Consider the following 24,391-nt stretch of genomic DNA (forward strand, 5'->3'; position numbering starts at 1 on the left):
GGGTTGCGCGCCTGTCCGTAATGTCACCGGCGAATGACACAGATGGCGACGAAAACCATGACCCAGCGTATCGGTGCGACGCCTCTGATCTGTTTGCTCGGTATCGCCGCCGGACTGGCTGTGCTGTCCGCGCCGACGCGTGTGCAGGCCCAGTCCGCCGATCTGGTTCTGTGCGATCGCCTCGCGGCCGATCCTGCCGATCCCGACAAGCCTGCCGATGTGAAGGGCGTGGCCGATATTGCCAAAGCCGATATTGCCACCGCCATCAAATTCTGCCGGACCGCGTCCGGCGGGTCGCGCCGTGCGATGTTCCAGCTCGGGCGTGCTTACGCGGCCAATGCGCAGGCAGCTGAGGCGCTCGCGGCATGGCGCAAGGCGGCTGACAAAGGCAGTACCTCCGCCATGGTCGAACTCGGCGTCGCCTATGGCAACGGAACCGGCGTCGCGCGCGACGAGGCGCAAGCGCGCAAACTGTTCGAACGCGCGGCTGAAGCCGGCAATCCGCGCGGTGTCAGCAATCTTGCGGCACTATCCGGAGGCGCAGGCGCGGGTTCAGACCCGGTGCGTGCACGGCAATTGCTGGCGAAATCCGCGGAGACCAATGCCGAGGCGCAATATCAGCTCGGCATGATGCTGTCGGAAGGCATCGGCGGCGCGAAAGACGATGTTGCGGCACGCAGCCTGTTCGAGAAGGCGGCAGCACAGAACCATGCGGGCGCGTTGGAGCGCATGGGCGCGTTCGCGCAAAGCGGCCGCGGTGGTGCGTCGGATAAGGATGCCGCGAAGGCCTATTATGAGAAGGCCGCAGCGCTCGGCGACGACGATGCGAAGAAGGCGCTAGAACGCATCAAGTGCCCTTATGTGCTCAAGGACAAGCGCGGCAACGTGGTCAGCAATATGTGCTTCTGATCAGCCTAGCCTGACTGCGGTCTGTCGCAGGCGCGCGCCGGCGTACCCACGTCGAATTCGCGCCGGTCATTCACCGACGGATCAACGAAATAGGTGACGGCGTTGAACGGCACCGTGACGCGCGACTTGATCCCCTTGAACCACAGGTTGACGCTGAAGCGATCCGCGGTGACGTTCAGTCGCTCGAACTGGTGCTGCAGCACGAACGTCATGTCTTCAGGATATTTGGCGCGCTGGGCATCGGGCACGATGACGCCGTCGAACGCGGTTTTGAAAGTGATTTCGTAATAATGACGGCCCCGCAGACCGCGTCTAGCGACGTCGGCAAGCGTGAATCTCACCTCGGCATATTGGGCGAGCGGGTCGGTGGTGCAGGGCTGCTGTGCTGCCGCGTGTGATGTGAGCGCGGCCAGCATCATCATGGCAGCGGCGAGTGATGCGGCGAGGGTGCGGATGTCGCGAGGCAAGGACGGGGTCATGATCCTTTGTCGCGGCGGGAGTGAGCGGGTTCATGACGCTCGACCATGGCAGCGATTTTCTGCCGCATGCGTCCGCAACCATTTGTTTGAAATTGGCAGCCTAAACTCCCGGCTCTGAGTCGCCTTTTGCGTTTCCCTGGAGCCGCCTGTGAACGAAAGCCTGATTGCCATCTGTCAGTTGTTTCTGGTGCCGCTGACCATCCTGTTTGCCGCGGTAGGTGTGGCCAATGCGCGCTTCGTCAAACTGCTGGTGTGCTTATTGGGCGTCGGTCTTGCCGGCCTCTGGCTTTATCGCATCTATCTCTGGACCGGCCTGTCGGTGATCGATCGCCGCACGGCTTACGGGCTCGCGGGAGCCTTCGCGCTATGCTGGGTGCTGACGCTGCTGCATCAGATCAAGAGCAGCTTCGGTGGCGGATACGATCGCTAGGCTCAGGCAAATCTGAATCAGGCCAGCCCGAGCGAGAAGGCCAGCGTGCCGATCGCGGCATGCGACAGGATCACCGGCCAGATGTTGCGCATTCGCAGATAGGCGAACCCCCAGACGATGCCGACCAGGAACGTGTTGAGCAGCAGCACGCTATCGCCATAGGCGATGTGGATCAGCGAGAATACCGCCGAGGAGTAGATCACATAGGTCCATGGCCTGACCTGCAATCGGTCGGTCATCAGTTTCGGAATCGATCGGCACACGACTTCCTGGCAGGGGCTCGAGACCAGGACATAGAACGGCGCAAAGCTGAGCCAGACCGGTGGCTTGTGGTCGAAGGTGAGAAACCGGGTCTGCGCCACCATGATCGCCGCAATGCCTGCCGTGATCGCGGCACAGAACAGCCAGTGCCTGATGTCAGAGGGACGGCTGAGGCCGAGTTCCGCGACCGAGAAGCCGGCCAGAAGGCACAGCGCGATGCACAGCACGGACACCAGCAGCAACGCGGGAATGCGATATTCGAACGGCAGAAAGCCCCAGTGAATGGCGAGACCAGGCGCCAGCAGCAGCGCGGCAAATCCCGGCAGTGGAGCGATCAATCGCCATTGAAATCGTTTCTGTCGTAAAACCGTCATGATGTTCTATAGCTGAAATCATGTGGTGGTTTAAGGGCGGAGTGGCGACACAAGGCCGCGAGCGACGAAAGCGTGATCGTCGATATGGTGGAACGCGCCGGCCGAAGCGGCGCACTTTGAACGTCGATTAATGACAATGCCGGCGGCGGATTGCCACGACCCTCTATTCCGGTTTGATGCCGGCGTCCTTCACGACCCTGGCCCATTTCTGGAGCTCGGTCTTGATGTGTTCCGCAAACTGGCCAGGCGTCCCGCCCACGGGTTCGACGCCTTGGTCGATGAAGCGACGCCTGACGTCCTCTTGCTTGAGGATCGCATTCATTTCGGTATTGAGCTTGCGCACGATCTGGTCGGGCATGCCCGCGGGACCGACGACGCCGAACCAGACATTGACCTCGTAGCCGGGCGCGCCGGCATCGGAGACGGTGGGAACGTCGGGCGCGAGTGTCGATCGTATCTTGCTGCTCACTCCAAGGGCACGAAGCTTTCCGCCGTTCACCTGCGGCAGCACATTGGGCGTGTTGTCGAAGGCAACATCGATATGGCCGCCAAGCATGTCGTTCACCATCGGCGCGCTGCCCTTGTAGGGAACGTGCACGATGTCGATGCCTGCGAGGCTCTTGAACAGTTCCATCGACAGATGGTTCGAGGAGCCGATGCCGGTCGAGCCGTAGGTCACCTTGCCGGGATTCTGACGTGCGTAATCGATCAGCTCCTTGATGGAGTTGATTAGCAGGGACGGTTTGACGACCAGCAGATTCGGCGTCTGCCCTGCAAAGACCAGCGGCGTGAAGTCCTTCACGGTGTCATAGGGCAGGTTCTTGTAGATGCTCGGATTGGAGCCGAACGGGAAGGCGATACCGAGTAGCGTGTAGCCATCGGGTGCGGACTTGGCGACCGCTTCGGTGCCGATCAGCGTGCCGCCGCCGGGCCTGTTCTCGACCACGACGGGAACGCCGAAGGCGTCCTGCAGTTTCTGCGCGAAGATCCGCCCGAGCGTGTCGTTGAAGCCGCCGGGCGGATAGGGGACGATATATTTGATGGTTTTGCTGGGATAGGTCTCGCCCGCTGGTGCTGTCGCTTGCGCATGAACGCAGGCGGTGCCGGCCAGCAGGAGAATGAGCGCGCGGCAGGCGAAGTGAACGAGACGCGAGGCGCGCACTACAACTTCAGCCCGTCGCGGATCAGACATAGCAGGGACCCTCGATCAGCGGATGTGCATTGATGAAGGCTTCGTCGATCTCGACGCCGAGGCCTGGGATCTCCGACGGAGCGACGCAGCCATTGGCGTCGAGTTTGCAGGGAATGCCACCAACTTCATCCCGGAACGGATTGTGCTTGGCGACGTCGCCTTCGAAATAGCCGGGGTCTTCGACAGCGGCGAGCACGTTGATGGTCGCCGCCATGTTGATGCCAGTCGCCGAGGTGTGCGGATTGAAGGAGAGCTTCCACGCCTGGGTCATGCCGGCGATGCGCATGGACTCGGTGACTCCGCCGGTCTTCGACAGGTCAGGCTGCACGAAACTCACGGCGCGGTCCTCGATCAGGCGATTGAACTCGTAGCGCGTGAAGTGGTTCTCGCCGGCGGCGAGCGGCGTCGAGCCCATCGCGGCGGCGGCCTGATAGGAGCGATAGTCGAGTGCGGGGAACGGTTCCTCGAGCCAGCCGACCTGCAGATCGTCATAGGCCGGCATCACGCGGCGCACATCGTCGAGCGTGTAGCCGGTATTGGCGTCGACGAGGATCTCGATGCTGTCGCCAACAGCCTTGCGCACGGCCGTGGCGCGGGCGACGTCATCGCGCGGATTATCGCCGACACGCAGCTTCACCGCGCGGTATCCTTTCGCGACGTAACCCTGCGCTTCCTCGGCGAGCGACTCCGGCGCCTGCCAGCCGAGCGAGATGCCGCCGGCATAGGCCTTGATCGGCTTCGACGCGCCGCCGAGCAGTCTGTAGAGCGGCCAGCCGGCTGCCTTGGCGCGGATATCCCACAGCGCGAGATCGAGACCGCTTAGCGCCATGGCCGCGGCATAGCCCATGCCATGGCTCGACAACTGCATCTGATAGACGCGGTGCCACACTCCGACGACATTCATCGCGTCCATCCCGATGACGAGTTCGGCGATAGTCGTGTCGATGAGTTTGGCGATCGCACCCGGGCAGCGGCCGTGATGCGCTTCGCCCCAGCCGGTGATGCCCTCGTCGGTCGTGACCTTCACCAGCACTGCGTCACGCTTGACAGCGCGGCCAATGCCGAGACGGACGTTTTGTCCCTGTGGGACGCGATAGGAAATCGGAACGGCTTTGATCGCACTAATCTTCATGGGAGCCTCACGCTGCCTTGTGATCGGGATTGACGAGATTGAGCGGTTGTTCGCCGCGCAGAATGCGCAGCATTTCTTCGGCAGCACCGACTGCCATGCCGCGGCTGCTGCTCGCGGTGATCGCTGCCGAATGCGGCGTCAGCAGCACGTTCGGACAATCGAACAGAGTGTCATCCGCAGGCAGGGGCTGGATGTCGAACACATCGAGCGCCGCGCCGCCGAGTTTGCTCGCCTTGAGCGCGGCGATCAGCGGGGCGTTCTCGACGACGGCGCCGCGCGAAACGTTGACCAGAACCGCATCGGGCTTCATTTGGCCGATGCGCGCGGCATTGACGAGGCCGCGCGTTTCATCGGTCAGTGAACAACAGATCACGAGGGCATCGCTGCGCGCGAACAATTGATCCAGCGAGACTTCCTCGACATCGGCGGGAAGCGATCCCTTGCGCCGCGATGTGCCGATCACCTTCATGCCAAAACCTTGCCTGGCAATCTGCGCGACGCGGCGGCCGATCGTGCCGACGCCAAGAATGCCGAGTGTCGAGCCGTTCAGTTCAGTGAAGGTCTCGGCTGTCGCGCGCGACGCGCCCCAGCCTTTATCGCGTATCAGTCCGTTCATGAGATGGATCGGACGCCGCAGATGCAGCAGCGCCGACATCGCATATTCCGCGACTGCGCTCGTGTTGCTGCCGGGCAGGTTGGCGACGGCGACACCGTGCGCCGTGGCCGCATCGACGGGGATGAAATCGAGGCCGACGCCGTGACGGACCATGCCCTTCAGGCGCGGCGCGTGATCGACGATGTCGTCGGGCAGTTTTGCGCGTACGATGATGCCGTTGGCGTCTTTCGCCCATGCGCGCAGCGTGTCCGGCTTGGTATCGGGCGCCGTGATCAGCCGCGCATGCGGCGACAGGATCGCTTCGCCATCGGCATGCATCGGGTTAGTCAGGAGAACGGTGGGCATGTCAGGCATCGAAAGCCGGTCCTTCGGTAATGGGATTGGCGAGCTGGCCAAGTCGCTCGACACTGGCGGTCACGGTCGAGCCGGGTTTCAGCCAGGCTGGTGGCTTGTGCATGGCCGCGACGCCAGCCGGCGTTCCGGTCGCAATGACGTCGCCAGGCTCAAGCGGCCCGCGATGCGACAGCCAGGACACGAGGTCGGCAACGCCGAAGATCATGTCCTTGGTCGATCCCTTCTGCAGTACCTTGCCGTCGATGGTCAGCGACACCTGCAGCGCCTGCGGATCGGCGATCTCGTCAGATGAGGCGAGGAACGGTCCGAACGGGCCGAAACTCGAAATGTTCTTGCCGCGGTCGAAATGGCCGTCGGCCTTGATCATTTCGCTGGCGCTGATGTCATTGAAGCAACCATAGGCCGCGACGCATTCGAGTGCTTGTTCCTTCGAGACATTCACGGCGCGCTTGCCGATCACGGCGGCGAGTTCGGCCTCATAGGTGACGCCGCCGATCCCTGCGGGCAGGATGATCGACCGGCCGGCGGCAATGACCGTGCGCGCAGCTTTCATGAACAGGACCGGTTCGGATGGCGGGACGATGCCACGTTCGGCAACCGCGTCGCGATAGTTGTGAGCGATCCCGAAGATGCGCCGCGGCGCGGGGAGCGGCGCCAGCAACGTCACTCGGTCCGCAGTCAACCGCGCGGCATCGGCCAGCCCGTGAGCCGTGATGATGCTGACGACCTTGCCAAGACCTGCGTCGAGAAACGCCTGAATTTGTGGTGCTATGCCGTTGAGGCCCACCCGCATCGCCGGGTGAGCCAGATCGATGACAATATCAGTCGGACGCGTGGCGTCGCCCACAAGGACGCCGGCGCGCGTCAGGCCGGACTCGACGAAGGTGACAAACTTCATGCGTGCGTCCTCGTCATCACGCTACGCGATACTTGTCGATCACCGCGCGGTCGACCTCGACGCCGAGGCCTGCGCCGGTCGGGACAGCGATGACGCCGTTGACCTGCTGGATCGGTGTTTTCGCGAGATGGTCGCGGAACGGGTTTTCTTCCTGTTCAAATTCGAGCATCGGCGGCATCGGGAACAAGCTGGGCGGCTGGTTCGGGATCGAGGCGAGGAAGTGGATCGTGGCGGCGAGGCCGACCACCGAGCCCCAGGCATGCGGCACGCATTCGACGCCATGGGTGCTGGCGAGCGCTGCGATCTTCTTGCATTCGGTGATGCCGCCGGCGGCGCAGACGTCCGGCTGCACGATGTCCATCGCCTTGCGCACGATGGCGTCGCGAAATCCCCAGCGGGTGAATTCGTTCTCGCCGCCGGCGACCGCCATGTCGAGTGCGCGGGTGACTTCGATATAGCCGTCGATATCCTCCGGCGAGATCGGCTCCTCGAACCATTCGATATCGAGCTCTTCGAGCTTGCGGCCGAGCTTGATCGCTGCGGGCACCGTGAGGCAGTGATTGGCGTCGACCATCAGCTTGATGTCGGAGCCGATGGCTTCGCGCACGGCCTTGACGCGCTCATAGTCGCGCTTGATGGAGCCGAGGCCGATCTTCATCTTGATCGCCTTGAAGCCGGCCTTCTTGTAACCGACGGCTTCCTCGACTGCTTCATCGATAAGACGTTCCATGTCGGTGAAGTATAGGCCCGTCGCATAGCAATCGACTTCGGTGCGGAAGGCGCCGCCGATCAGCTTGTGCACCGGCTTGTTGCAGGCCTTGCCGATGATGTCCCAGAGCGCGATGTCAATGCCGCTGATGGCGGCGATCGACATGCCCTTCGGGCCATAGTCCTTGATGCGGTTGTAGAGATCTTCCCAGATCACCTCGACATCGAAGGGATCGCGGCCGATGACGCGCGGCGCCAGCTGGGTATCGATGAAGGCCTTGGCGACAGCGGAGGGGCCGTAGCATTCGCCCCAGCCGACGATGCCGTCGCTCGTTTCGATTTCAACGAGGCAGGTGCCACGCGTCGTGTAGAGCCAGCCGCGTGACGACGTGAACGGACGCTGCACGGGAGCGGCGACGACATGGCAGGTGATCTTCTTGATATTCAATGTGGTGTCCTCGTCGAGATCAATCAGGTGGATGCGGCCGGCGGGTGCCGGTCGCGTTTATTCTTTCGGGAAAGTTTGCGCGGCGACCTTGCCGATCGCGGCGGCGACGCCGTCGACTTCCTTGGCGAGCGCGTCGCCGGTCACGTCGTCGACCAGGAAGACGTTTTTCTTGGCGAATTCCTTGAAGCGCGGGTCCTGGATGGCGGCGCGGAATGCGGTGGTCAGCTTGGCGCGGACATCGTCAGGCAGGTTCGCCGGGCCGACCACATAGGCCATCTGTACGACGGGCCCATATGGGAAGACGTCGATGCCCTTTTCCTTGAAGGTCGGGACATCCGGAAACATTTCGAGCCGCTCATTGGCGAAGATGCCGATGGGCGTGAGCAGTTTTTCCTGGATCTGGCCGAGCGTTTCCGACGGCTTGAGCACACCGGAGTCGACATGTTGTCCGATCAGATCGGCAACGACTTTCGAGCCGCCGGTATAGGGAACGTTGACATAGTCGACGCCGGCCGCACGTGCCGTCATCGATGCGAAGATGTGGTTGAGATTGTAGTTGCCGGGCGTGCCGATGGTGACCTTGCCGGGCTTCGCCTTCATGTTGGCGATGTAGTCGGGGAGGGCCTTGATCGTGCCGGTGGAAGGCACGAGCAGCATCAGGGGATCGGTCGAGACGCGCGCGATGTGGGTGAAATTGCTGTTGGTGAGTCCGTTCGCTTTGTTCTGGGCGATCAGCGCCAGCGTCGAACTGGTCCCCATGCCGATCGTGTAGCCATCCGGAGCAGAACTCGCGACGCGTTTCATACCGATGACGCCGGTGGCGCCGACGACATTCTCGATCACGATCTTGATGCCGTGCTCGCGCAGGATGGGGTTCAGCGCGCGTGCGGCCACGTCGTTGGAGCCGCCAGCATTCCACGGCACGATGAAGGTGATGTCCTTCTGCGGAAAGTTGGATTGCGCGTGAGCAGGCAGGGACCAGCATCCCAATACCAATCCGAGCACGGCAAAGCTGACGCGTTGAACAAACATTGTTTTCCTCCCATTTTTGGTGTTTGTTATAACAAACATCTTTAGGGGTCAATGGAACAACTCACCGCGGTTGCGGGACATGAATTTGCGGGACTCAATGGGGTGAGGTAGCGAGCACAGAATGACCGCACTGAAACGGATCGAACGCGAACCGCTCTGGGACTTGGCGCATGCGCAGCTCCGGGACGCGCTGCTGGCTGGCCGTTTCGCGCCGGGCACGGTGCTGACCTTGCGCGCGCTCGCGGAGAGCTTCGGCACGTCGATCACGCCTGTACGTGATGCAGTCACCCGGCTCGTCGCACAGGGCGTGTTGCAGCAGGGACCGCGCAATGCGGCGATCGTCCCGCATCTGACGGCGAGTGAACTCGCGGATCTGACCGTGGTGCGCTGTGCGCTGGAGGGACAGGCGGCGCGGGAAGCCGCGACCCGGCGCAATGCGGCAGGACTCGAACGTCTGAAGTCACTGCTGGCGACGATGCAGTCGCTGATCGCCGCAAAAAATCTCGAAAGCTATCTCGACTATCATCGCCAGTTTCACTTCGAGATCTATGCGATGTCGGGCGTCCCGATCCTCGTCGAGACCATCGAGAATATGTGGCTGCGCTGCGGCCCGGCGCTGTCTTTCGTGATTCCCGAATATGTCGTGCTGCTGAAGGGCTGGGATCACCACACGGCAGCGCTCAAGGCCATCGTCGCAGGCGATGCCGATGCCGCGGAGCGCGAGATCGTCGCCGATATCACCGAGGCCGCCGACTATCTCGCAAGCCTTGCCGATGCCAATGGACAGTTGCGCCGGCCCCTGCGTGAGGCGCTGGCGACGTCTTAGTTGCCGCGCTCACACATCCGTCCATGATGTGAACAGCGCTGCCTGACCGCGTCGTTCGCCGTTCTCGTCTTTCAATTCCCAGACGATGCCGCCTTCGATCCAGAAGCGCCGGCCGGATTTTGCGATCCGCAACCCGCGATAATTGTCGATGAAGCCGTTACGCGCGACGGCATCCAGCAGGCGCTGGCGCTCGTCGCGGTTCGCCGCTTCCGCCGACAGCCGCGACGGGATGGTGACGAATTCGTCCCACTTATATTCGAAGCAAGATTGCGCGGTGCGATTGGCATAGGTGAACACCGGATCGGCGTCGGTGTTATGTGCGAGCACCGCAAATGGTGCGTCGCTGTAGAGCCACGCCGCATCTTGCCCAGGCGCCAACAGGGGCTTCCCGACAGTGCGGAGATAGCTCCCGGTGAGGAGTTTGAAGAAGGGTGCATCGAGTGCGAAAGCAGGGGGCGTCGGAGCGGTCACGGGACTCTCTCGGGGATAGGCTATGAGGACATAGCCCGCATAGCTCTATACGACATCGGCAGCGAAAGCGGTGCTGACTGCCCCGGAATGCATGGAGCAGCCGCTATCGGTCGGCAGGAAGGATCAGGTCGTGATCAACCTGTTTTCGAACGCCACGGTGCATATTGATTCACCGAGACGGCTGCGTCCCCTTCGTCGATTGCGCGTCCCGTGTAATCCGATAGCTGCCCGGCTTATTTAGTCGTCGCATCGGCTGGGCTCTTGTTTTAGCCTCTCCCGAAAATGTCGTTCCAGGCGAAAGCCCAATGGACCGGCGCAAAGGGAGAAAACGTGAGCAACAACAAGAAGGGGCGATGGTTTGCCATCGCCGCGGTCCTTGCCGCATCGCTGTTCGCCGTAGCGCCAGGGCAGGCGCAGCAATATCCCGAGCGCAACATCACCATGGTCGTGCCATTTCCGCCCGGCGGAACGACCGACATCGTCGCGCGCATCCTCACCGAACAGCTCAGCACCGAACTCGGCAAGCAGGTGGTGATCGAGAATCGCGGCGGCGCCAGCACATCGATCGGTGCGCAAGTCGTGGCCGGCGCCGACAAGGACGGTTACACGCTTCTATTCGCCAGCGCGACGACCTTCACGACCAACCCGCATCTGCTGGCCTCCATCAAATACAAGCTCGAGGACTTTGCGCCGGTCGCGATGGTGGTGAAGGTGCCGTTTGCCTTCGTCGTGAAGAAGGACTTTCCGGCCGCCGACGTCGCGGCGTTTCGTGCCTATGCGCTGGCCAATCCGAGCAAGGTCAACAATGCCACCAACGGACCGGGTAGCACCGTGCACCTCATGGGTGAGATCGTGGCCCGCGGACTCGGCGTGAAGCTGCAGCATGTACACTATCGCGGTGCTGCGCCGGCGATGAACGACATGCTTGCGGGCATCGTCGACAGCAATGTAGAGGCGCTGACCAATACCGTGCCAAACCACAAGGCGGGCATGTACCGCGCGCTGGCGGTCTTGTCCGAGGAGCGCCTTCCGCAATTGCCTGATGTGCCGACCTTCAAGGAGCTCGGATTCCCCTCGATCGTCGGCGCGACATGGTTCGCAGTCTTCGCGCCCGCGGGTACGCCGCAGCCAGCACTGGACAGGTTGAGCGCTGCCATCACCCGCATCGTCAAGACGCCGGAATTTGCAAAGAAGATGGAGCCGATCGGCAATCAGCCGTGGTCGATGACGCCGGCAGAACTCGAAACCCATGTGAAGAGCGAGCGCGACCGCCTGGGCAAACTCATTCGCGAAGCCAACATCACGGTCGACTGACCGCATGAACAAGATCAAGGGAGAACATCAATGAATGCAGCCGTCAGCTCACCCGCCGTGAAAGTCGTCCGTTCGGTGCAGGATCAGGTCAGTCCCGAGGAGTGGCAGTCGCGCGTCAATCTCGCAGCCTGCTACCGTCTCACGGCGATGTACGGCATGACCGAGATGATCGCCAACCATATCTCCTGCCGCGTGCCGGGAACGGAAGATCAGTTCCTGATCAATCCCTATGGCATGCTCTATGAGGAGATCGATGCGTCGAGCCTCGTCAAGATCGACCTCGACGGCAACACGCTGTTCAACGCGTCCGACTACGCTGTGAATGCTGCGGGCTTTGTGATCCACAGTGCCATTCACATGGCGCGTCACGATGTCGATTGCGTCGCGCATACTCATACCGTGGCCGGCATGGCTGTATCGGCGATGGAATGCGGGTTGTTGCCGGTGGCGCAGACCTGCATGCGCTTCCTTCATGTCGCCTATCATGACTTCGAGGGCATCGCGGACAATCCAGAAGAGCGGGAACGACTGATCGCGCATCTCGGCAATCACGAGGCGATGGTGCTGCGCAATCACGGCCTGCTGGTGGTCGGCAAGACCATCGCCGCGGCTTTCAACGTACTGTTCCGGATGGAGCGGGCCTGTCAGGTTCAGGTTGCAGCGCTGTCGTGCAACACCAAGCTGATCACGCCGCCACAGAAGGTCCTGCAGGATACCTATGACCGCATGAAGCCACGCGACAATGTTCCGGGCCTCAGCGGCGAACTGGCCTGGCCGGCGCTGCTCCGCAAGCTCGACCGGGTCGATCCGTCCTATCGCAACTGAGCTTGCGCTAGAGTCTGATCCATCTTCGATGGATCAGACTCTAGCTATTTTCTCTATGAGAGCATGATCTTGTCCGAAAACCGGTGTCCACTTTTCGGGATCATGCTCTAGCAGGCTCCGCGGCTGCCGGGCCCGCAGGCGTGGCATCCACCTGATGAACGGAAGGGATGCGCGGCATCAAGAATGCGGCGCATCATAGGTTCGGCAGTCAGATGCGCGACTGCAGGTCCGCCTACGGCTTGAAGAAGGACACCGGCGTCATCAGCTGGTTCTCCTGGCTGATGAGATAGGCGGCCTCGGCGCTGATCTTCAGGTAGTCGGCCCAGGCCGGGTCCTTCTGCAGCGCCTGGCGCTTGGCCTCGCGATCGGCTGCGCTGTTATAAACCCAGATGTGCATGTAGCTGTTGACGTTGCCGGTCTCGGTTTGCATGTAGGCCAGCGGCTTGCCCAGATGGCGGCTCTGGATCTCGTAACCGTGCTCGGCATACAGCGCCAAGTGTTTCTTGATCGTGCCGGGGCGGCAGGTGTAGGTGCGAACGTCAAGCAGCATGGGGTTTCCTCGAGCGGTGGCGGATCAATAGGGTCATTCGGCGGTGGCGCCGGACTGCGCGACAAGCACGGCCCAGCGCGCCACCTCGTCGTTCACGTATTTCTGGAATGTCGCCCGATCGTCGCCGACGGGGTCGGCGCCGAGCCCTTTGAGCCGCTCCTGGACAGCGGGGTCAGCCACGCTCTGAACAATGGTCTGCGCAAGCTTCTCGACGATAGCGGGGGGCGTGCCGGCCGGTGCGAACAGGCCGAACCACGAGCGTGCGTTCATGCCGGGGAACGGCGTTTCTGAGAAAGCGGGCACGTCGGGCAAGGCGGCGTGACGCGTGCTGCCCGTCACCGCCAGCGCCTTGAGCTTGCCACTCTGCACCAGAGAGAGAACTTCGGGCAGGTTGGCGAACATGATCTGCACTTGGCCGCCGATCATATCGTTGAGCGCCTGCGCGCCGCCCTTGTAAGCGACGTGCGTGATCTTCGCACCAGCCAGTGTGCTGAACTGCTCGCCGGACAGATGGGACGCGGTGCCCACGCCGCCCGATGCATAGTTGACGCTCGCGGCATTGGCCTTGGCGTAAGCGGCGAGTTCGCTCACCGAATTGACTGGCACCGACGGGTGCACCACCAGCAGCAGGGGCACCGACGCCAGGTTTGACAAGGCCGCGAAATCGCGCGTGAGGCTGTAGCTGAGCTTCTGGTAGAGCGATGCATTGATCGCGTGGCTCGATGTGGCCATCAGCAGCGTATAGCCGTCGGGCTCCGAGCGCGCCGCCGCGGCACCGCCGATATTGCCGTTGGCGCCGGCCTTGTTTTCCACCACGATCGACTGGCCGAGCCGTACCGACATGGCTTGCGCCACGGTGCGCGCGATCACGTCGGTGGCACCACCGGCGGCGAACGGCACGATCACGCGCAGGGGACGTTCTGGATAATCGGCCATCGCGCTGACTGAGGTGAGGGCCAATGCTGCGGCCACGACGAGGCTCCGCAACGGGATGATTGCTTTGTGCATTTTGTTTCCTCTGCCTCTTGTTTTTATGTCCTGCCGACGGCGCGCTCCGCAGATGCGGGGCGGTCGTGGCGGTGGGCGTCATGCCATGCCGACCTGCGCATACAAACGCGCAGGTGGCGATGGCAGCGCCCGGTCAGGCGTCCATGCGGGACACTCTATGCAGCCGCGCGGCGACGGCGCTAGGACGGATCAGACGTTGTGTTGGACTTTTTCGCGTGTCAGTCCAGTGGACGGCAATGCTTCCTCCGGAAGTCGCCCGGCGTGAGGCCGGTCTGCTTCTTGAAGAAGCGCGCGAAGTAGGCCGGATCCTCGATATTGAGGCGGAACGCGATCTCGGCGATGCCCGTTTCGGTGTTGCTGAGCCAGCGCTTGGCTTCGAGGACCACGCGCTCCTGCACCACCTGGCTGGCCGTGCGCGCCACAGTGCGCTTGACCGCATCGTTGAGCTGGCGCTCGCTCACGCCAAGCGCCTCGGCGTACTGGCCGATGGTACCGAAGCGCAGGTAGTGCGTTTCCACCAGCATCGCGAAACGGCGCGCGAGCGCCTGGTGTGGACCAACGCCACCGGCGGGCTCGTTGTCGGGGCACACACGGCGCAGGCGCGTGAGCAGGATCAGCAGGCTGGCCCGCACCACATCGGGAAATCCCGGCTGGCGATCGCGTGCCTCACGCTCCATCTCGCAGAGCAGTGGCAGCATGCCGTCATGCTGGGCCTGCGTGAGATAGAGCGCGCTGTTGCCGCGCGCAGGGTGGAAGAACGGAAGTTTCGCGACATCTTCGGCGCGCGGAAACATCCGCGCGAAGAAGTCGGTGCTGAAGTTCAGCACGTAGCCGTGAGGCTTGACCGATGACGTCCAGGCATGGACCTGGCCCGGCGAAAGAAAGAACACTGAGTGGTCGCGCACGTCGAAATGCGCGAAGTCGAGTGTGTGCGTGCCGCTCGCCCGGGTCATCCAGAGCAGATGGTAGTAGTTGTGCCGGTGCAGGAAACCGCGCGGGATGTCGTCGCGGTCCTCCAGTCGTACGAGGTCGAAGTAGAACGAGCCTTCGCCCGCGAAATCCGAGGTTTCAAAGGTCGGAAACTCGCCGGAGCGGGCGGAGAGGAGAGCTTCGGGCAAGTGAAGGTGTCCTTGCGGTTTCGGGGCACGGTTATCAGCGTCATCCTATCGCAAAAAGCCGGAGAGTACCGGGTGTTGGCGAATGCGACACCGGACGGTCTCTCCGAGGAGTTCGGCAGCTCTATAGGAATTCTGGGTGCCGCTCCATCACACCCGGGAAGTTGCGTCGGGGGATGCTCCTGCAGGCATTTTATGGCGTTCGCTCGGAAGGGGACCTGATGGAACGGACGCAGACGGCGGGTCGTCGCAACTGAGTTTGCGCTGGATCAATTGCAGAACGGATTTCGGGCGATGGCGGTTGCCGAGCTGGCCGCCGTCGCCTACATCAGGGCGCATGACGCAGACCTCCGAAATCGGCTTCACCAGCTTCCAGCCCTCCCTGAATGAAGAAAATATCGCGCTTCTGGTGCAGACCTTTTACGGCCGTGCCCGCGAGGATGATTTGCTGGGGCCGATCTTCAACAGCGCCGTGACCGACTGGGATCATCACATCGCGCAGATCAGCGATTTCTGGTCGTCGATGATGCTGAAGACCGGCCGCTACAATGGCCGGCCTATGCGTCCACATCTCGTGCTGCCGCTGAAGGGTGAACATTTCGATCGCTGGCTTTTGTTGTTCGAGCAGACCGCGCGCGAGATATTTCCGGCTGAGGTCACCGAGGCCTTCATGACCCGCGCGCGCCGTATCGCTGACAGTTTCGAGATGGGCGTTGCCTCGGTGCGCGGCGAGATCGCTGCGCCGCGACATAGCGTTTAAGGCGGTAGGCCCGTGATGCAACGCCGGTCTTGCGAGAGCCGGCCGTTGCGCTAGGCTGCGACTCCAGCAAACCGGGAGTCGGTCCATGAAACGTCTGTCTGTCCTCGTTCTCTTGAGCCTGTTCAGTGCTGCGCCCGCAATGGCGCAATCCTGCAACGCCGTCAGCGGCGACGGCAAGCCGCTCGCGGGCGCTGCCAAGAAGAGCTTCATGAAGAAGTGCTGCGAGGACAACGCCAAGAGCGCCGAGGGCAAGCCACTGGCCGGCGCCGCCAAGACCTCATCGGTCAACAAGTGCATGAAGGGCTGAGGCTGCTGCCTCACGCATCCAGACGTGCAAAAGCCCCGCGCGCGCGGGGCTTTTCGATTCCGGGCTGAAGCGACGTCAACTCGAAGTCTTCGTCTCAGCTCTTCGCTTCGAGCTTGTCCTGAGTCTTCGTGTCGAAGTCGCTGGCGTCATGGCGTTCGCGCAACTGGCCGGCCGGATCGCCCGAGGTGCGATTGACCATGCGACCGCGCTTCACGGCAGGTCGTGCCGCGATGGTCTTGGTCCAGCGCTGCAGGTTCTTGTAGCTCTGCACATCGAGGAACGTGCCGGCATCGCCGTAGATGGCGCTCTCCGCAAGGCCGCCATACCAGGGGAAGATCGCCATGTCGGCGATGCTGTAATCCTTGCCGGCGATGAATTCGTTGTTGGCCAATTGACGATCGAGCACGTCGAGCTGGCGCTTGGTCTCCATGGCGTAGCGGTCGATGGCATATTCGATCTTGCTGGGCGCATAGGCATAGAAGTGCCCGAAGCCGCCGCCGAGGAACGGCGCGCTGCCCATCTGCCAGAACAGCCAGGATAGGGTTTCGGCCCGTTCGGCTCCGTCCTTTGGAAGGAAGGCGCCGAATTTCTCGGCGAGATGCACCAGGATCGCGCCGGACTCGAAGATACGGAACGGCTTGTCGCCGCTGCGATCCATCAGCGCCGGGATCTTGGAGTTCGGATTGACATCGACGAAACCCGAACCGAACTGGTTGCCGTCGATCCGGATCAGCCATGCATCGTACTCCGCGCCTGTATGGCCGGCAACAAGCAGTTCCTCGAACATGATCGTGACCTTCTGGCCGTTCGGCGTCGCCAGCGAATAGAGCTGGAACGGATGTTTGCCGACCGGGAGCTCCTTGTCATGGGTGGGGCCGGCGATGGGCCGGTTGGTCGAGGCAAATTTGCCGCCGTTTTCCTTGTCCCAGGTCCAGACTTTGGGAGGCGTGTAGGGGGCGTCGGTCATGTCAGGCTGGCTCCGGAAAAGGGGCAGGGTTGATGGTTGCCGGGGACAGGTAGGGATGAATGCAATTGCATGCAAGATGGCGAGGCGTCCTATGCCGGAAGCCGCCTTGTGCCGGGCGAAGACATGCGATGTAACGAGTCTGCGCCGTAATTGCCGATGGCGGCGTTTCCCTCCGTCCGAAGATTCCCCTCCCGATGAGCGACACCCCAGCGCAGACCGTCGGCGCATCGCCCACCAAACGATCCTTCGCGGCGCTGCATCACCCGGGATTCCGCGCCCAATTCATCACCTATGTGCTGGCCATGATGGCCGACAATATCGAGCATGTGATCAGCTATTGGGTGGTGTTTCAGAAATTCCAGTCGCCTGCGCTGGGTGGTTTCGCCATCGTCTCGCACTGGCTGCCGTTCCTGCTGTTCTCGGTCACGTCTGGCGCGCTGGCGGAGCGGTTCGACCCGCGGCGCGTGATCCAGTGCGGCATGGCGCTGTTCATTCTGGCCTCGCTGGGCTGGGGTTATTTCTTCGTCACCGACACCCTGCAGATGTGGCAGGCCATGGTGCTGCTGGTGATCCATGGCTGTGCCGGCGTGCTCTGGCAGACGCCGAACCAGATGCTGCTCTACGATGTCGTCGGTTCCGCCGACCTGCCGAGTGCGGTGCGTCTGAACGCGATGGCGCGCTATCTCGGCGTCATGGTCGGGCCTGCGGTCGGCGGCGTGATCCTGCTCGCGTTGGGTCCGGCCTATGGCATCATGCTCAACACCATCTTCTATCTGCCGCTGGTGCTGTGGCTGATCAAGGCGCCCTATGGTCCGCGCTTTCGCACCGGCGCGCCCGCGCCTCAGCGCGCCGTGCGGGGCTTCGCGGACATCGTCCAGACCATGCGCGACGTTCGCCACCGTCCGGTGATCGTCTCCATGATCGCGCTGGCCGGCGCGGCATCGTTCTTCGTCGGCAACGCCTATAGTTCACAGATGCCGGGCTTCGCCAGTGATCTCGGCCATGGCGATCCCGGCATGTCCTACAGCATGCTGCTGGCGGCTGACGCAGCCGGTGGCCTGCTTGCCGGCCTGGCGCTGGAGGGCAGGCAGTTGCTCGCGCCGAAGCCGCGCACGGCGATCTTGCTGGCGCTGCTCTGGTGCGGCGCGCTGGCGATCTTCGCGCTGACCGGTCATTACGCCATCGCGCTGGTGTTCCTGTTTGCGGCGGGTTTCCTCGAACTGTCGTTCAACGCGATGGCGCAGAGCCTCGTGCAGCTCGATGCGCCCCTGGACAAACGCGGCCGCGTCATCGGCCTGTTCAATATGGCGAGCCTGGGGCTGCGTGCCTTCAGCGGGATCTCGGTCGGCGTCGTCGGCAGCATGATCGGCATCCACTGGTCGCTGGCGCTATCAGCGCTGGCGACCATGGTCGTCGCGGCGGGACTGTTGGCGCTGCCCTAGCGAGGAAAGCCTCGGCGTCCTACCAGTCGACGAACCGGTCGTCGCCGCCGAATGCTGCCGGCATGGCCGCGTAATGTGGGAGGCCATCCCGAACCGGAGCGATCGCCTCGCTGCAATTGATATGCAGGCTCGGCTTGAATGCATCTCCGAGCAGATAACCGTTGATGCTGCGCATGCCGATCCCGTCGAGTTCGATAATCAGCGGTGTGGCGCACTTTGCGCAACTGAGGCGCGGAGTCGTCTTCAGCGCGAACGACGTCGTGTCGCCTTGAACGACTTCGACACCGTCAGCCGGATAGACGGCCTCGGCCACATAGGCCGCGCCGTGGACGGTCTGGCAGTCGGCACAGTGGCACCAGAAATGGGCGATGGGGTCGGCTGAAATCCTGAGCTTCACGGCGTTGCAGGGGCAGGCGAGTTCCATGGGCGCACCTCATCTGATGCGCAAAACTACCAGCCGACCGCAATCGCCGACAACTGCCGCGGCTTGCGACAAATCGCTCGCCGCGGCTGGCAGTCGCTATTTGCCGTTCTGCAGCGCCGCAGTCTGCTTCACGAGCTGCTTGTCGAAATCCTGTTCGAGCGTTGCAGCGTAAGCGGCCAGCTCGCCCGGTTTCACGAAGGGGTTTGGCGCGCCGTCCTTCATCGCCGCGCGTTTGGCCTGCATGCCATAGACTTCCGGATGCGGCCCGAGCAGCACATCGATCTTCATCGCCTTGGCCTTGGCATAGGTCGACCGATAATCGTCGACGATGCCGGCATGGGTTGGATTGCCGACCAGCCGGTTCAGCGCCACGGTGCCACTGCAGAAGAACAGGACCTCACGGTTCTCGCTGCCGTCCTTCACGGTCATTTCCCAGCTCGTGCAGCCCGGCGAATGGCCGGGCGTTGCATGCGCCGTCAGCGTGGTGCCGCCGAGTGTGACCTTATCGCCCTCGGTGACGGTGCGATCCACCTTGACCGGCGGGAAACCGATATCGGTGTTCTTTTCATCGCCCGGATAGGTGCCGCTTTCGAGCAATGGCTTGTCCCGTAGGCCTGCGATCAGTTGCGCGCCGGTGTCCTTCTTGATCTCCGCAAAACCGCCGGTGTGATCGAAATGGGCATGGCTGTTGAGGATGATCTTGATATCGGCTTCCTTGAAACCGAGCTTTGCGATGTGCTCCTTGATCATCCCGGTCGATTGCGGGACGCCCGTATCCATCAGGATCAGGCCGTCGGATGTCTTGATGAGATAGACCGCGATGCCGTCGGTGCCGACGTAATAGATGTTGTCGATCAATTGAAACGGCTCGAAGGGGGCGGTCCACTTGACCATCACCTGCGCCAGAAAATCCTTGACGGTCTGCGCTTGCGCGCTACCTGCAAATAGCGCCAGAGCGCAGATGGCTCCTGCGAGCGTCTTCATGATGGCCTCCCGGTTCGATTTTTATTGGTTCTTTTGAACGCCAGGATTGAAGCGCGATTTGGGCGGATGGCTCAAGCGCCATTCCTGCATGCCGGCGTCACGCATGACAGATACGGCCGGGCGGCGAATGTTGCGAGCGCGTTGAACCATCCCGGCCGTTTCGGGTTAGACTTCATCCATGAAACAACTGATCTGCCCCAATTGCCAGACGCGCGTCTTCTTCGAGCAGAGCGATTGCGTGCAATGCGGCGAGGCGCTGATCTTCGACACCGCGCAGTCCAATGTCGTCAGCGCTGCGGCGGCCATGTCCTGTGCCAATCGCGATCTGATCGCCTGCAACTGGGCCACGGATGACAGCGATCCGTTCTGTCCGTCCTGCCGGCTTACGCGAACAATTCCCAATCTGGTATCCGATCGCAATGTCGCGCTCTGGAAGCGGGTTGAACAGGCCAAGCGGCGTCTGACCTACGACCTGATGCGGCTCAGGCTACCCCTTGCCGTGTCGAGCGGCGCGCATATCGCGTTTGACATTCTCTCGGACGAGACCGCCGGACATCCGATCATGACCGGGCATTTGTCGGGGCTGATCACGATGAACCTCTCGGAAGCTGACGATGCCGAGCGCGAGGCGCGCCGCGCCGCGTTTCGCGAACCGTATCGAACACTGCTCGGCCATTTCCGCCACGAGGTCGGGCATTTCTACTGGGAAGCGCTGGTCGATCAGTCGCAGCTCATCGGTCCGTTCCGGATGATCTTCGGCGATGAAACCCGCGACTATGGCGAGGCACTCGCGGCCTATCACAATCGCGCCGATCGCTCGTGGAATAGCGATGCCTTCATCAGCGAATATGCGACCTCGCATCCGTGGGAAGACTGGGCCGAGACCTTCGCGCATTTCCTGCACATCGTCTCGACGCTGGACACCGCATCGTCGCTGCCGCTGTCACTGGACGAACGCTCGCGCCATACGCTGGACGATCCCTATCTCGAGCGTGATTTCGAAGCGCTGCTGTCGCTGTGGGATGCTGTGTCCTACAGCATGAACGAACTCAATCGTTCGATGGGCATGAGCGACGCTTATCCGTTTCACCTGACACAGGCGGTGAGGGGAAAGCTGCATTTCGTGCATCTGGCGATTCTGAAAACGCGCAGCGAAAGCTGAATGGCCTTACGCTGTCATTCCGGGGCGGGCCGAAACGCGAAGCGGTTCGGCGCGAACCTCAGCCACTCCAATTGGAGTGACGGGGAATCTTGATGTGTTCATCACCTCTTGATCCAGCGCGGCGGAGGGAGCGACTCCCATCTTGAGATTCCGGGTCCGCGACCGCCAAGTGGCGCTCGCGTCCCGGAATGACGAGGTTGGCTCTTACTGCTCCATCTTGATCCCGGCGTCCGTGATCACCTTTTTCCAGCGCGCGATTTCGTCGGTGACGAAGGCGCGGAATTCATCCGGGGTGGTGCCCATGGGGACGATACCCTGATCGTCGAGCTTCTTCTTCAGGTCGGGATCGGTGAGCGCCTTCTTTGCCTCCGCGGCTACGCGATCCACGATCTCCTTCGGCGTGCCCGCCGGCGCGATGATGCCGGACCAGGTGCCGGAGACGAAATCCGGCACGCCGGCTTCCGCCATGGTCGGCACGTCGCCGGCCGCCGGTACGCGCTCCTTGGCAGCCACGGCGAGCGCCTTGGCATTGCCGGACTTCACCTGCGACATCAGCGGGCCGATGACGTCGAACATCACATTGATCTGGCCGCCGACCGTATCCTGCAGCGCGCCGGACGTGCCCTTGTAGGGAATGTGCTGCAGATTGATGCCTTCGCGGCTCTTCAGCATTTCCATGGTCAGATGCGCCGCCGAGCCGATGCCGCTGGAGGCAAAATTGAGCGAGCCGGGCTTCGCCTTGGCGAGCGCGATGAATTCCTTCATGTCCTTGGCGGGCAGGGACGGCGTCGCAATCAAAATCAGCGGCGCGACCGAGGTCAGCGACACGTAAGTGAAGTCCTTCATCGCATCATAGGGCAGCTTCGGATTGAGCGTCGGATTCACTGAATGCGCCGCGATCACGGTGCCGAAGGTGTAGCCGTCGGGGGCTGCCTTGGCGACGGCGTCGGTGCCGATGGCGGCATTGGCGCCCGGCTTGTTCTCGATGACAATCGGCTGGCCCAGCGCGATCGACATCTTTTCGGAAACGAGGCGCGCCATCAGGTCGGTATAGCCGCCCGGCGTATAGGGCACGACCATGCGGATCGGCCGGTTCGGCCAGCTCTGCGCAAAGGCAGTCTCGGCGCTGCCGGCGCAGGCGGCCATCACGGCGATCACGCTCGCGGCGCGGACGAAGCTCTTCATCATTTCATTTCCTCGACTGCCGGCGCGCTCCAAGGCGGCGGGAGCGCCGTAGCGCCTGCCTCGGATCGCAGACCGTTCTTCTTGTTGTCTGCCCGTTCTGCGCCGCGACGGATGTCGCGGGATGCAGAGTCCCGCATGCAGGCTACCGCATCGCATGGTAACGGGGAAAGTAGACGAAAGGCCGCTAACGTCTGCTGCCGCAGCGTGGAATTTGTCGATGTGAGACGCGGATGCATGTGACCAGGATGCTTGTGACCAAGGAGCATGTGACCTCCCGTGATGACGTTGTTGATTACTGTGATGCAGGTGAGGGACGAGCGTGCGCCGTCCTTGCCCGCGCCTGTGCGCGTGAATGGCAGTCCCGGTGGCCTCCCTCAAGAATGAGGGAGATGAAGCGCCGAAAGGCGCGACTTGGGTACAGTGCCGCAGCGTAGTGTCCGGATCGCCGGACAGCAGAGGCCGCGGAAACGCCTTTCGACGCTCCATCGTGGCGATTTCTGTCCCCGGGACCGTTCTTCCGGGCAAAGGCGCAGACCTCCGCAGTCCGCTGATCCCGACGGTTTCCCGCCGTTCACCAATGCCACGTCCAGCCAGCATGAGTGGCAGACCCCCGTAGTGGGGCCGGACGGTGACCCAAGGCCTCCCGAGTGCGTGAGGAAACGTCTCCCTCCCGCCCGCAGGCGCCACATCCCGCCCCGCGCTAACAAGCGTCCCTGGCAACGCCCCTCAAAGTGGGACGGGATGCAATGGAATATAATCTCTCCGAAAACAACGTCAAGGATTATTTTCAAGGCCATCGCCGCGGGCGCACACGCCGGCGATGGAGGGGCAGCATGTTAGGCTCAAGAACGCTGGGACATGCCGACGGGCGCGGGCTGTTCGGAATATTCAGTCCAGGCCTGACGGAGTATCTGCACCGAGGAGGAGAGAAATATGAAGGCCATCACGGCGGCAACCGCCAGATCCGGCCACGCGCTCGACGAGCCCCAGACTCCCAGGGCTGCGAACATGACAATGACGTTGCCGATGGCATCGTTGCGGGAACACAGCCAGACAGAGCGCACATTGGCGTCGCCGTCCTTGTAACGCATCAGGAGCAGCACCGAGGCGAGATTGGCTGCCAGCGCCAGGAAGCCGATGGCGCCCATAACCTCGGCACTTGGAACGCCCAGGACAAGCGTCTGGTAGACGGTCGAACCGAACACCCATAGAGCCATGACGCTGAGCGAAAGGCCCTTGAACAAAGCCGCCGTTGCCCGCGTCCTGATGCCGGTGCCGATGACCGCGAGGCTCAGCCCGTAAGTGACGGTATCGCCGAGGAAGTCGAGCGCATCCGCTTTCAGCGCCTGCGATCCCGCGATCTGTCCCGCGATGATCTCGACAAGAAACATGATGCCGTTGATGGCAATGACCGTCCACAGCACGCGCTTGTAGCGGGGATCGACGCCGTCGAAGACCGGAACGCCGCCGGAGCAACCGCATGCCTCGGTCCCGCAAGCCGCCGGGGAGACAGGCTTCGCGTTCGCCTTCGAAAAATCGATGGGCGGCGGCTCGCAACAGGTATCGGTGGTGCAACAGGTCTTGTCGGACATCGCGCTTTCTCTCAACGTGAGACAAGCGTACAACCTCTAGCGACTAGAGGTTCAAGGGAAAAATGGATTACGCAATCGGAGAAGCGTCGCGTCTGACGGGCATCAAGGTGCCGACGATCCGTTACTACGAGGGGATTGGTCTGCTGGCCGCGCCCACAAGGACGGAGGGAAAGCAGCGCCGCTATCGGCCGGAGGATGTCGCCCGCCTGAATTTCATCCGGCACGCCCGCGAGCTCGGCTTCGAGATCGCCGATATCGCCGAATTGCTGACCCTGAGCGAGGGACCCGATCAGTCTTGCGCAGAGGTCGATCGGATCACGCGCCGGCACTTGTCGGACGTCGAGCGCCGGATCGCGCAACTCACCGCGTTACGCGGAGAATTGAAGCGCATGGTGGAAGAGTGCAGTCATGGCAGGGTCAGTGACTGCCGGGTGATCGAGACGCTGTCCGAATAAAGCGAAGCGCGGCGATTGCTCGCCGCGCCGAGGTACTCGTCCTCGTGAAGATGTGATGACCGATATCGGGCGACTCTTCGCGACGTGATCGGTTGCGAGCTTTGTTGTTCGCGGCATCAGACCGGATGGTCACAGTTGATCGCTAAAATGGCGCGCGACGTCGACGCGTCG

27 protein-coding genes are annotated in these 24,391 nt (G+C 62.4%); 10 read left to right on the forward strand and 17 right to left on the reverse strand.

The annotated features are described in order from the left end of the window. The first annotated feature begins 42 nt into the window (after positions 1-42). Positions 43-909, forward strand: coding sequence for a tetratricopeptide repeat protein (locus tag AC1DUY_RS00500; RefSeq protein WP_441229824.1), 867 nt, complete (start codon positions 43-45; stop codon positions 907-909). Positions 910-914: 5 nt separating this feature from the next. Here AC1DUY_RS00500 and AC1DUY_RS00505 read toward each other — a convergent pair whose 3' ends face one another. Further along, positions 915-1,388: a ClpXP protease specificity-enhancing factor SspB gene (locus AC1DUY_RS00505; protein WP_441229823.1), complete on the reverse strand. Its 474-nt coding sequence runs from the start codon at positions 1,386-1,388 to the stop codon at positions 915-917. A 148-nt stretch (positions 1,389-1,536) separates the two neighbouring features. Between AC1DUY_RS00505 and AC1DUY_RS00510 the strand changes: the two genes are divergently transcribed. Beyond that, complete coding sequence (locus AC1DUY_RS00510) at positions 1,537-1,818, forward strand: hypothetical protein (RefSeq protein WP_089263998.1); 282 nt, start codon at positions 1,537-1,539, stop codon at positions 1,816-1,818. 17 nt (positions 1,819-1,835) lie between these two features. Here the strand turns inward: AC1DUY_RS00510 and AC1DUY_RS00515 are convergent, their stop codons facing one another. The 7 genes from AC1DUY_RS00515 to AC1DUY_RS00545 all read right to left on the reverse strand — a co-directional run bounded on the left by AC1DUY_RS00515 (position 1,836) and on the right by AC1DUY_RS00545 (position 8,833). Continuing rightward, the gene (locus tag AC1DUY_RS00515; protein ID WP_320444345.1) at positions 1,836-2,417 is read right to left on the reverse strand and encodes a CPBP family intramembrane glutamic endopeptidase; all 582 of its coding nucleotides are present in this window, start codon (positions 2,415-2,417) and stop codon (positions 1,836-1,838) included. Between the two features lie 199 nt (positions 2,418-2,616). After that, complete coding sequence (locus AC1DUY_RS00520; protein ID WP_478111593.1) at positions 2,617-3,645, reverse strand: Bug family tripartite tricarboxylate transporter substrate binding protein; 1,029 nt, start codon at positions 3,643-3,645, stop codon at positions 2,617-2,619. Further along, complete coding sequence (locus AC1DUY_RS00525) at positions 3,638-4,777, reverse strand: mandelate racemase/muconate lactonizing enzyme family protein (protein WP_478111595.1); 1,140 nt, start codon at positions 4,775-4,777, stop codon at positions 3,638-3,640. Before AC1DUY_RS00525 ends, AC1DUY_RS00520 begins: the two co-directional genes overlap by 8 nt. A 7-nt stretch (positions 4,778-4,784) precedes the next feature. After that, entirely contained in the window at positions 4,785-5,738 is a 954-nt protein-coding gene (locus AC1DUY_RS00530) for a hydroxyacid dehydrogenase (protein WP_309945745.1), read from the reverse strand. Between the two features lies 1 nt (position 5,739). Then, entirely contained in the window at positions 5,740-6,645 is a 906-nt protein-coding gene (locus tag AC1DUY_RS00535) for a fumarylacetoacetate hydrolase family protein (RefSeq protein ID WP_120292425.1), read from the reverse strand. Positions 6,646-6,661: 16 nt separating this feature from the next. Beyond that, entirely contained in the window at positions 6,662-7,801 is a 1,140-nt protein-coding gene (locus tag AC1DUY_RS00540) for a mandelate racemase/muconate lactonizing enzyme family protein (RefSeq protein WP_309945750.1), read from the reverse strand. A 57-nt stretch (positions 7,802-7,858) separates the two neighbouring features. Next, positions 7,859-8,833 carry a Bug family tripartite tricarboxylate transporter substrate binding protein gene (locus AC1DUY_RS00545; RefSeq protein WP_478111598.1) on the reverse strand — a complete coding sequence of 325 codons (975 nt, stop codon included), beginning with the start codon at positions 8,831-8,833 and terminating at the stop codon, positions 7,859-7,861. A gap of 121 nt (positions 8,834-8,954) precedes the next feature. On the opposite strand from AC1DUY_RS00545, the gene AC1DUY_RS00550 reads away from it, so the two are divergent. Next, positions 8,955-9,659 carry a GntR family transcriptional regulator gene (locus AC1DUY_RS00550; RefSeq protein WP_439058569.1) on the forward strand — a complete coding sequence of 235 codons (705 nt, stop codon included), beginning with the start codon at positions 8,955-8,957 and terminating at the stop codon, positions 9,657-9,659. Positions 9,660-9,668: 9 nt separating this feature from the next. On the opposite strand, the gene AC1DUY_RS00555 is transcribed toward AC1DUY_RS00550, so the two are convergent. Beyond that, positions 9,669-10,130 carry an MEKHLA domain-containing protein gene (locus AC1DUY_RS00555; RefSeq protein WP_478111600.1) on the reverse strand — a complete coding sequence of 154 codons (462 nt, stop codon included), beginning with the start codon at positions 10,128-10,130 and terminating at the stop codon, positions 9,669-9,671. 330 nt (positions 10,131-10,460) lie between these two features. Here AC1DUY_RS00555 and AC1DUY_RS00560 point away from each other — a divergent pair, with 330 nt between their 5' ends. Both AC1DUY_RS00560 and AC1DUY_RS00565 read left to right on the forward strand, forming a co-directional pair. Beyond that, positions 10,461-11,444, forward strand: coding sequence for a Bug family tripartite tricarboxylate transporter substrate binding protein (locus AC1DUY_RS00560; protein ID WP_478111602.1), 984 nt, complete (start codon positions 10,461-10,463; stop codon positions 11,442-11,444). A gap of 30 nt (positions 11,445-11,474) precedes the next feature. Then, positions 11,475-12,269 (forward strand): class II aldolase/adducin family protein, encoded by a 795-nt coding sequence (locus tag AC1DUY_RS00565; protein WP_068736808.1) that lies wholly within the window; start codon positions 11,475-11,477, stop codon positions 12,267-12,269. A 232-nt stretch (positions 12,270-12,501) separates the two neighbouring features. Here AC1DUY_RS00565 and AC1DUY_RS00570 read toward each other — a convergent pair whose 3' ends face one another. The 3 genes from AC1DUY_RS00570 to AC1DUY_RS00580 form a co-directional block, all read right to left on the reverse strand. Continuing rightward, on the reverse strand, positions 12,502-12,819 hold the full coding sequence (locus tag AC1DUY_RS00570; RefSeq protein ID WP_478111605.1) for an NIPSNAP family protein: 318 nt from the start codon (positions 12,817-12,819) through the stop codon (positions 12,502-12,504). Positions 12,820-12,852: 33 nt separating this feature from the next. Next, positions 12,853-13,827 carry a Bug family tripartite tricarboxylate transporter substrate binding protein gene (locus tag AC1DUY_RS00575; RefSeq protein ID WP_089264010.1) on the reverse strand — a complete coding sequence of 325 codons (975 nt, stop codon included), beginning with the start codon at positions 13,825-13,827 and terminating at the stop codon, positions 12,853-12,855. A gap of 218 nt (positions 13,828-14,045) precedes the next feature. Further along, a complete protein-coding gene (locus AC1DUY_RS00580) occupies positions 14,046-14,945 on the reverse strand; it encodes a helix-turn-helix domain-containing protein (RefSeq protein ID WP_089264011.1) in 900 nt (299 codons plus the stop codon). Positions 14,946-15,279: 334 nt separating this feature from the next. On the opposite strand from AC1DUY_RS00580, the gene AC1DUY_RS00585 reads away from it, so the two are divergent. After that, on the forward strand, positions 15,280-15,702 hold the full coding sequence (locus tag AC1DUY_RS00585) for a group III truncated hemoglobin (RefSeq protein ID WP_120292443.1): 423 nt from the start codon (positions 15,280-15,282) through the stop codon (positions 15,700-15,702). Between the two features lie 85 nt (positions 15,703-15,787). After that, complete coding sequence (locus tag AC1DUY_RS00590; RefSeq protein ID WP_093758344.1) at positions 15,788-16,009, forward strand: hypothetical protein; 222 nt, start codon at positions 15,788-15,790, stop codon at positions 16,007-16,009. A 94-nt stretch (positions 16,010-16,103) separates the two neighbouring features. On the opposite strand, the gene yghU is transcribed toward AC1DUY_RS00590, so the two are convergent. Beyond that, positions 16,104-16,976, reverse strand: a complete 873-nt coding sequence (gene yghU / locus AC1DUY_RS00595) for a glutathione-dependent disulfide-bond oxidoreductase (protein WP_478111609.1) — start codon at positions 16,974-16,976, stop codon at positions 16,104-16,106. A gap of 194 nt (positions 16,977-17,170) precedes the next feature. On the opposite strand from yghU, the gene AC1DUY_RS00600 reads away from it, so the two are divergent. Continuing rightward, positions 17,171-18,418 carry an MFS transporter gene (locus AC1DUY_RS00600; RefSeq protein ID WP_478111611.1) on the forward strand — a complete coding sequence of 416 codons (1,248 nt, stop codon included), beginning with the start codon at positions 17,171-17,173 and terminating at the stop codon, positions 18,416-18,418. A 19-nt stretch (positions 18,419-18,437) separates the two neighbouring features. Here the strand turns inward: AC1DUY_RS00600 and AC1DUY_RS00605 are convergent, their stop codons facing one another. Next, the gene (locus AC1DUY_RS00605; protein ID WP_478111613.1) at positions 18,438-18,842 is read right to left on the reverse strand and encodes a GFA family protein; all 405 of its coding nucleotides are present in this window, start codon (positions 18,840-18,842) and stop codon (positions 18,438-18,440) included. Positions 18,843-18,938: 96 nt separating this feature from the next. Then, positions 18,939-19,826 carry a BJP family subclass B3 metallo-beta-lactamase gene (gene blaBJP / locus AC1DUY_RS00610; protein WP_478111615.1) on the reverse strand — a complete coding sequence of 296 codons (888 nt, stop codon included), beginning with the start codon at positions 19,824-19,826 and terminating at the stop codon, positions 18,939-18,941. Between the two features lie 178 nt (positions 19,827-20,004). Between blaBJP and AC1DUY_RS00615 the strand changes: the two genes are divergently transcribed. Further along, a complete protein-coding gene (locus AC1DUY_RS00615; protein WP_439071951.1) occupies positions 20,005-20,988 on the forward strand; it encodes a zinc-binding metallopeptidase family protein in 984 nt (327 codons plus the stop codon). Between the two features lie 204 nt (positions 20,989-21,192). On the opposite strand, the gene AC1DUY_RS00620 is transcribed toward AC1DUY_RS00615, so the two are convergent. Next, on the reverse strand, positions 21,193-22,176 hold the full coding sequence (locus AC1DUY_RS00620) for a Bug family tripartite tricarboxylate transporter substrate binding protein (protein WP_478111617.1): 984 nt from the start codon (positions 22,174-22,176) through the stop codon (positions 21,193-21,195). Between the two features lie 839 nt (positions 22,177-23,015). Then, positions 23,016-23,765, reverse strand: a complete 750-nt coding sequence (locus tag AC1DUY_RS00625) for a cation efflux transmembrane domain-containing protein (protein ID WP_478111619.1) — start codon at positions 23,763-23,765, stop codon at positions 23,016-23,018. A gap of 62 nt (positions 23,766-23,827) precedes the next feature. Between AC1DUY_RS00625 and AC1DUY_RS00630 the strand changes: the two genes are divergently transcribed. After that, complete coding sequence (locus AC1DUY_RS00630; protein ID WP_089264019.1) at positions 23,828-24,220, forward strand: MerR family transcriptional regulator; 393 nt, start codon at positions 23,828-23,830, stop codon at positions 24,218-24,220. Positions 24,221-24,391 lie beyond the last annotated feature (171 nt).

It is taken from the genome of Tardiphaga sp. P4_G1, assembly GCF_056401215.1.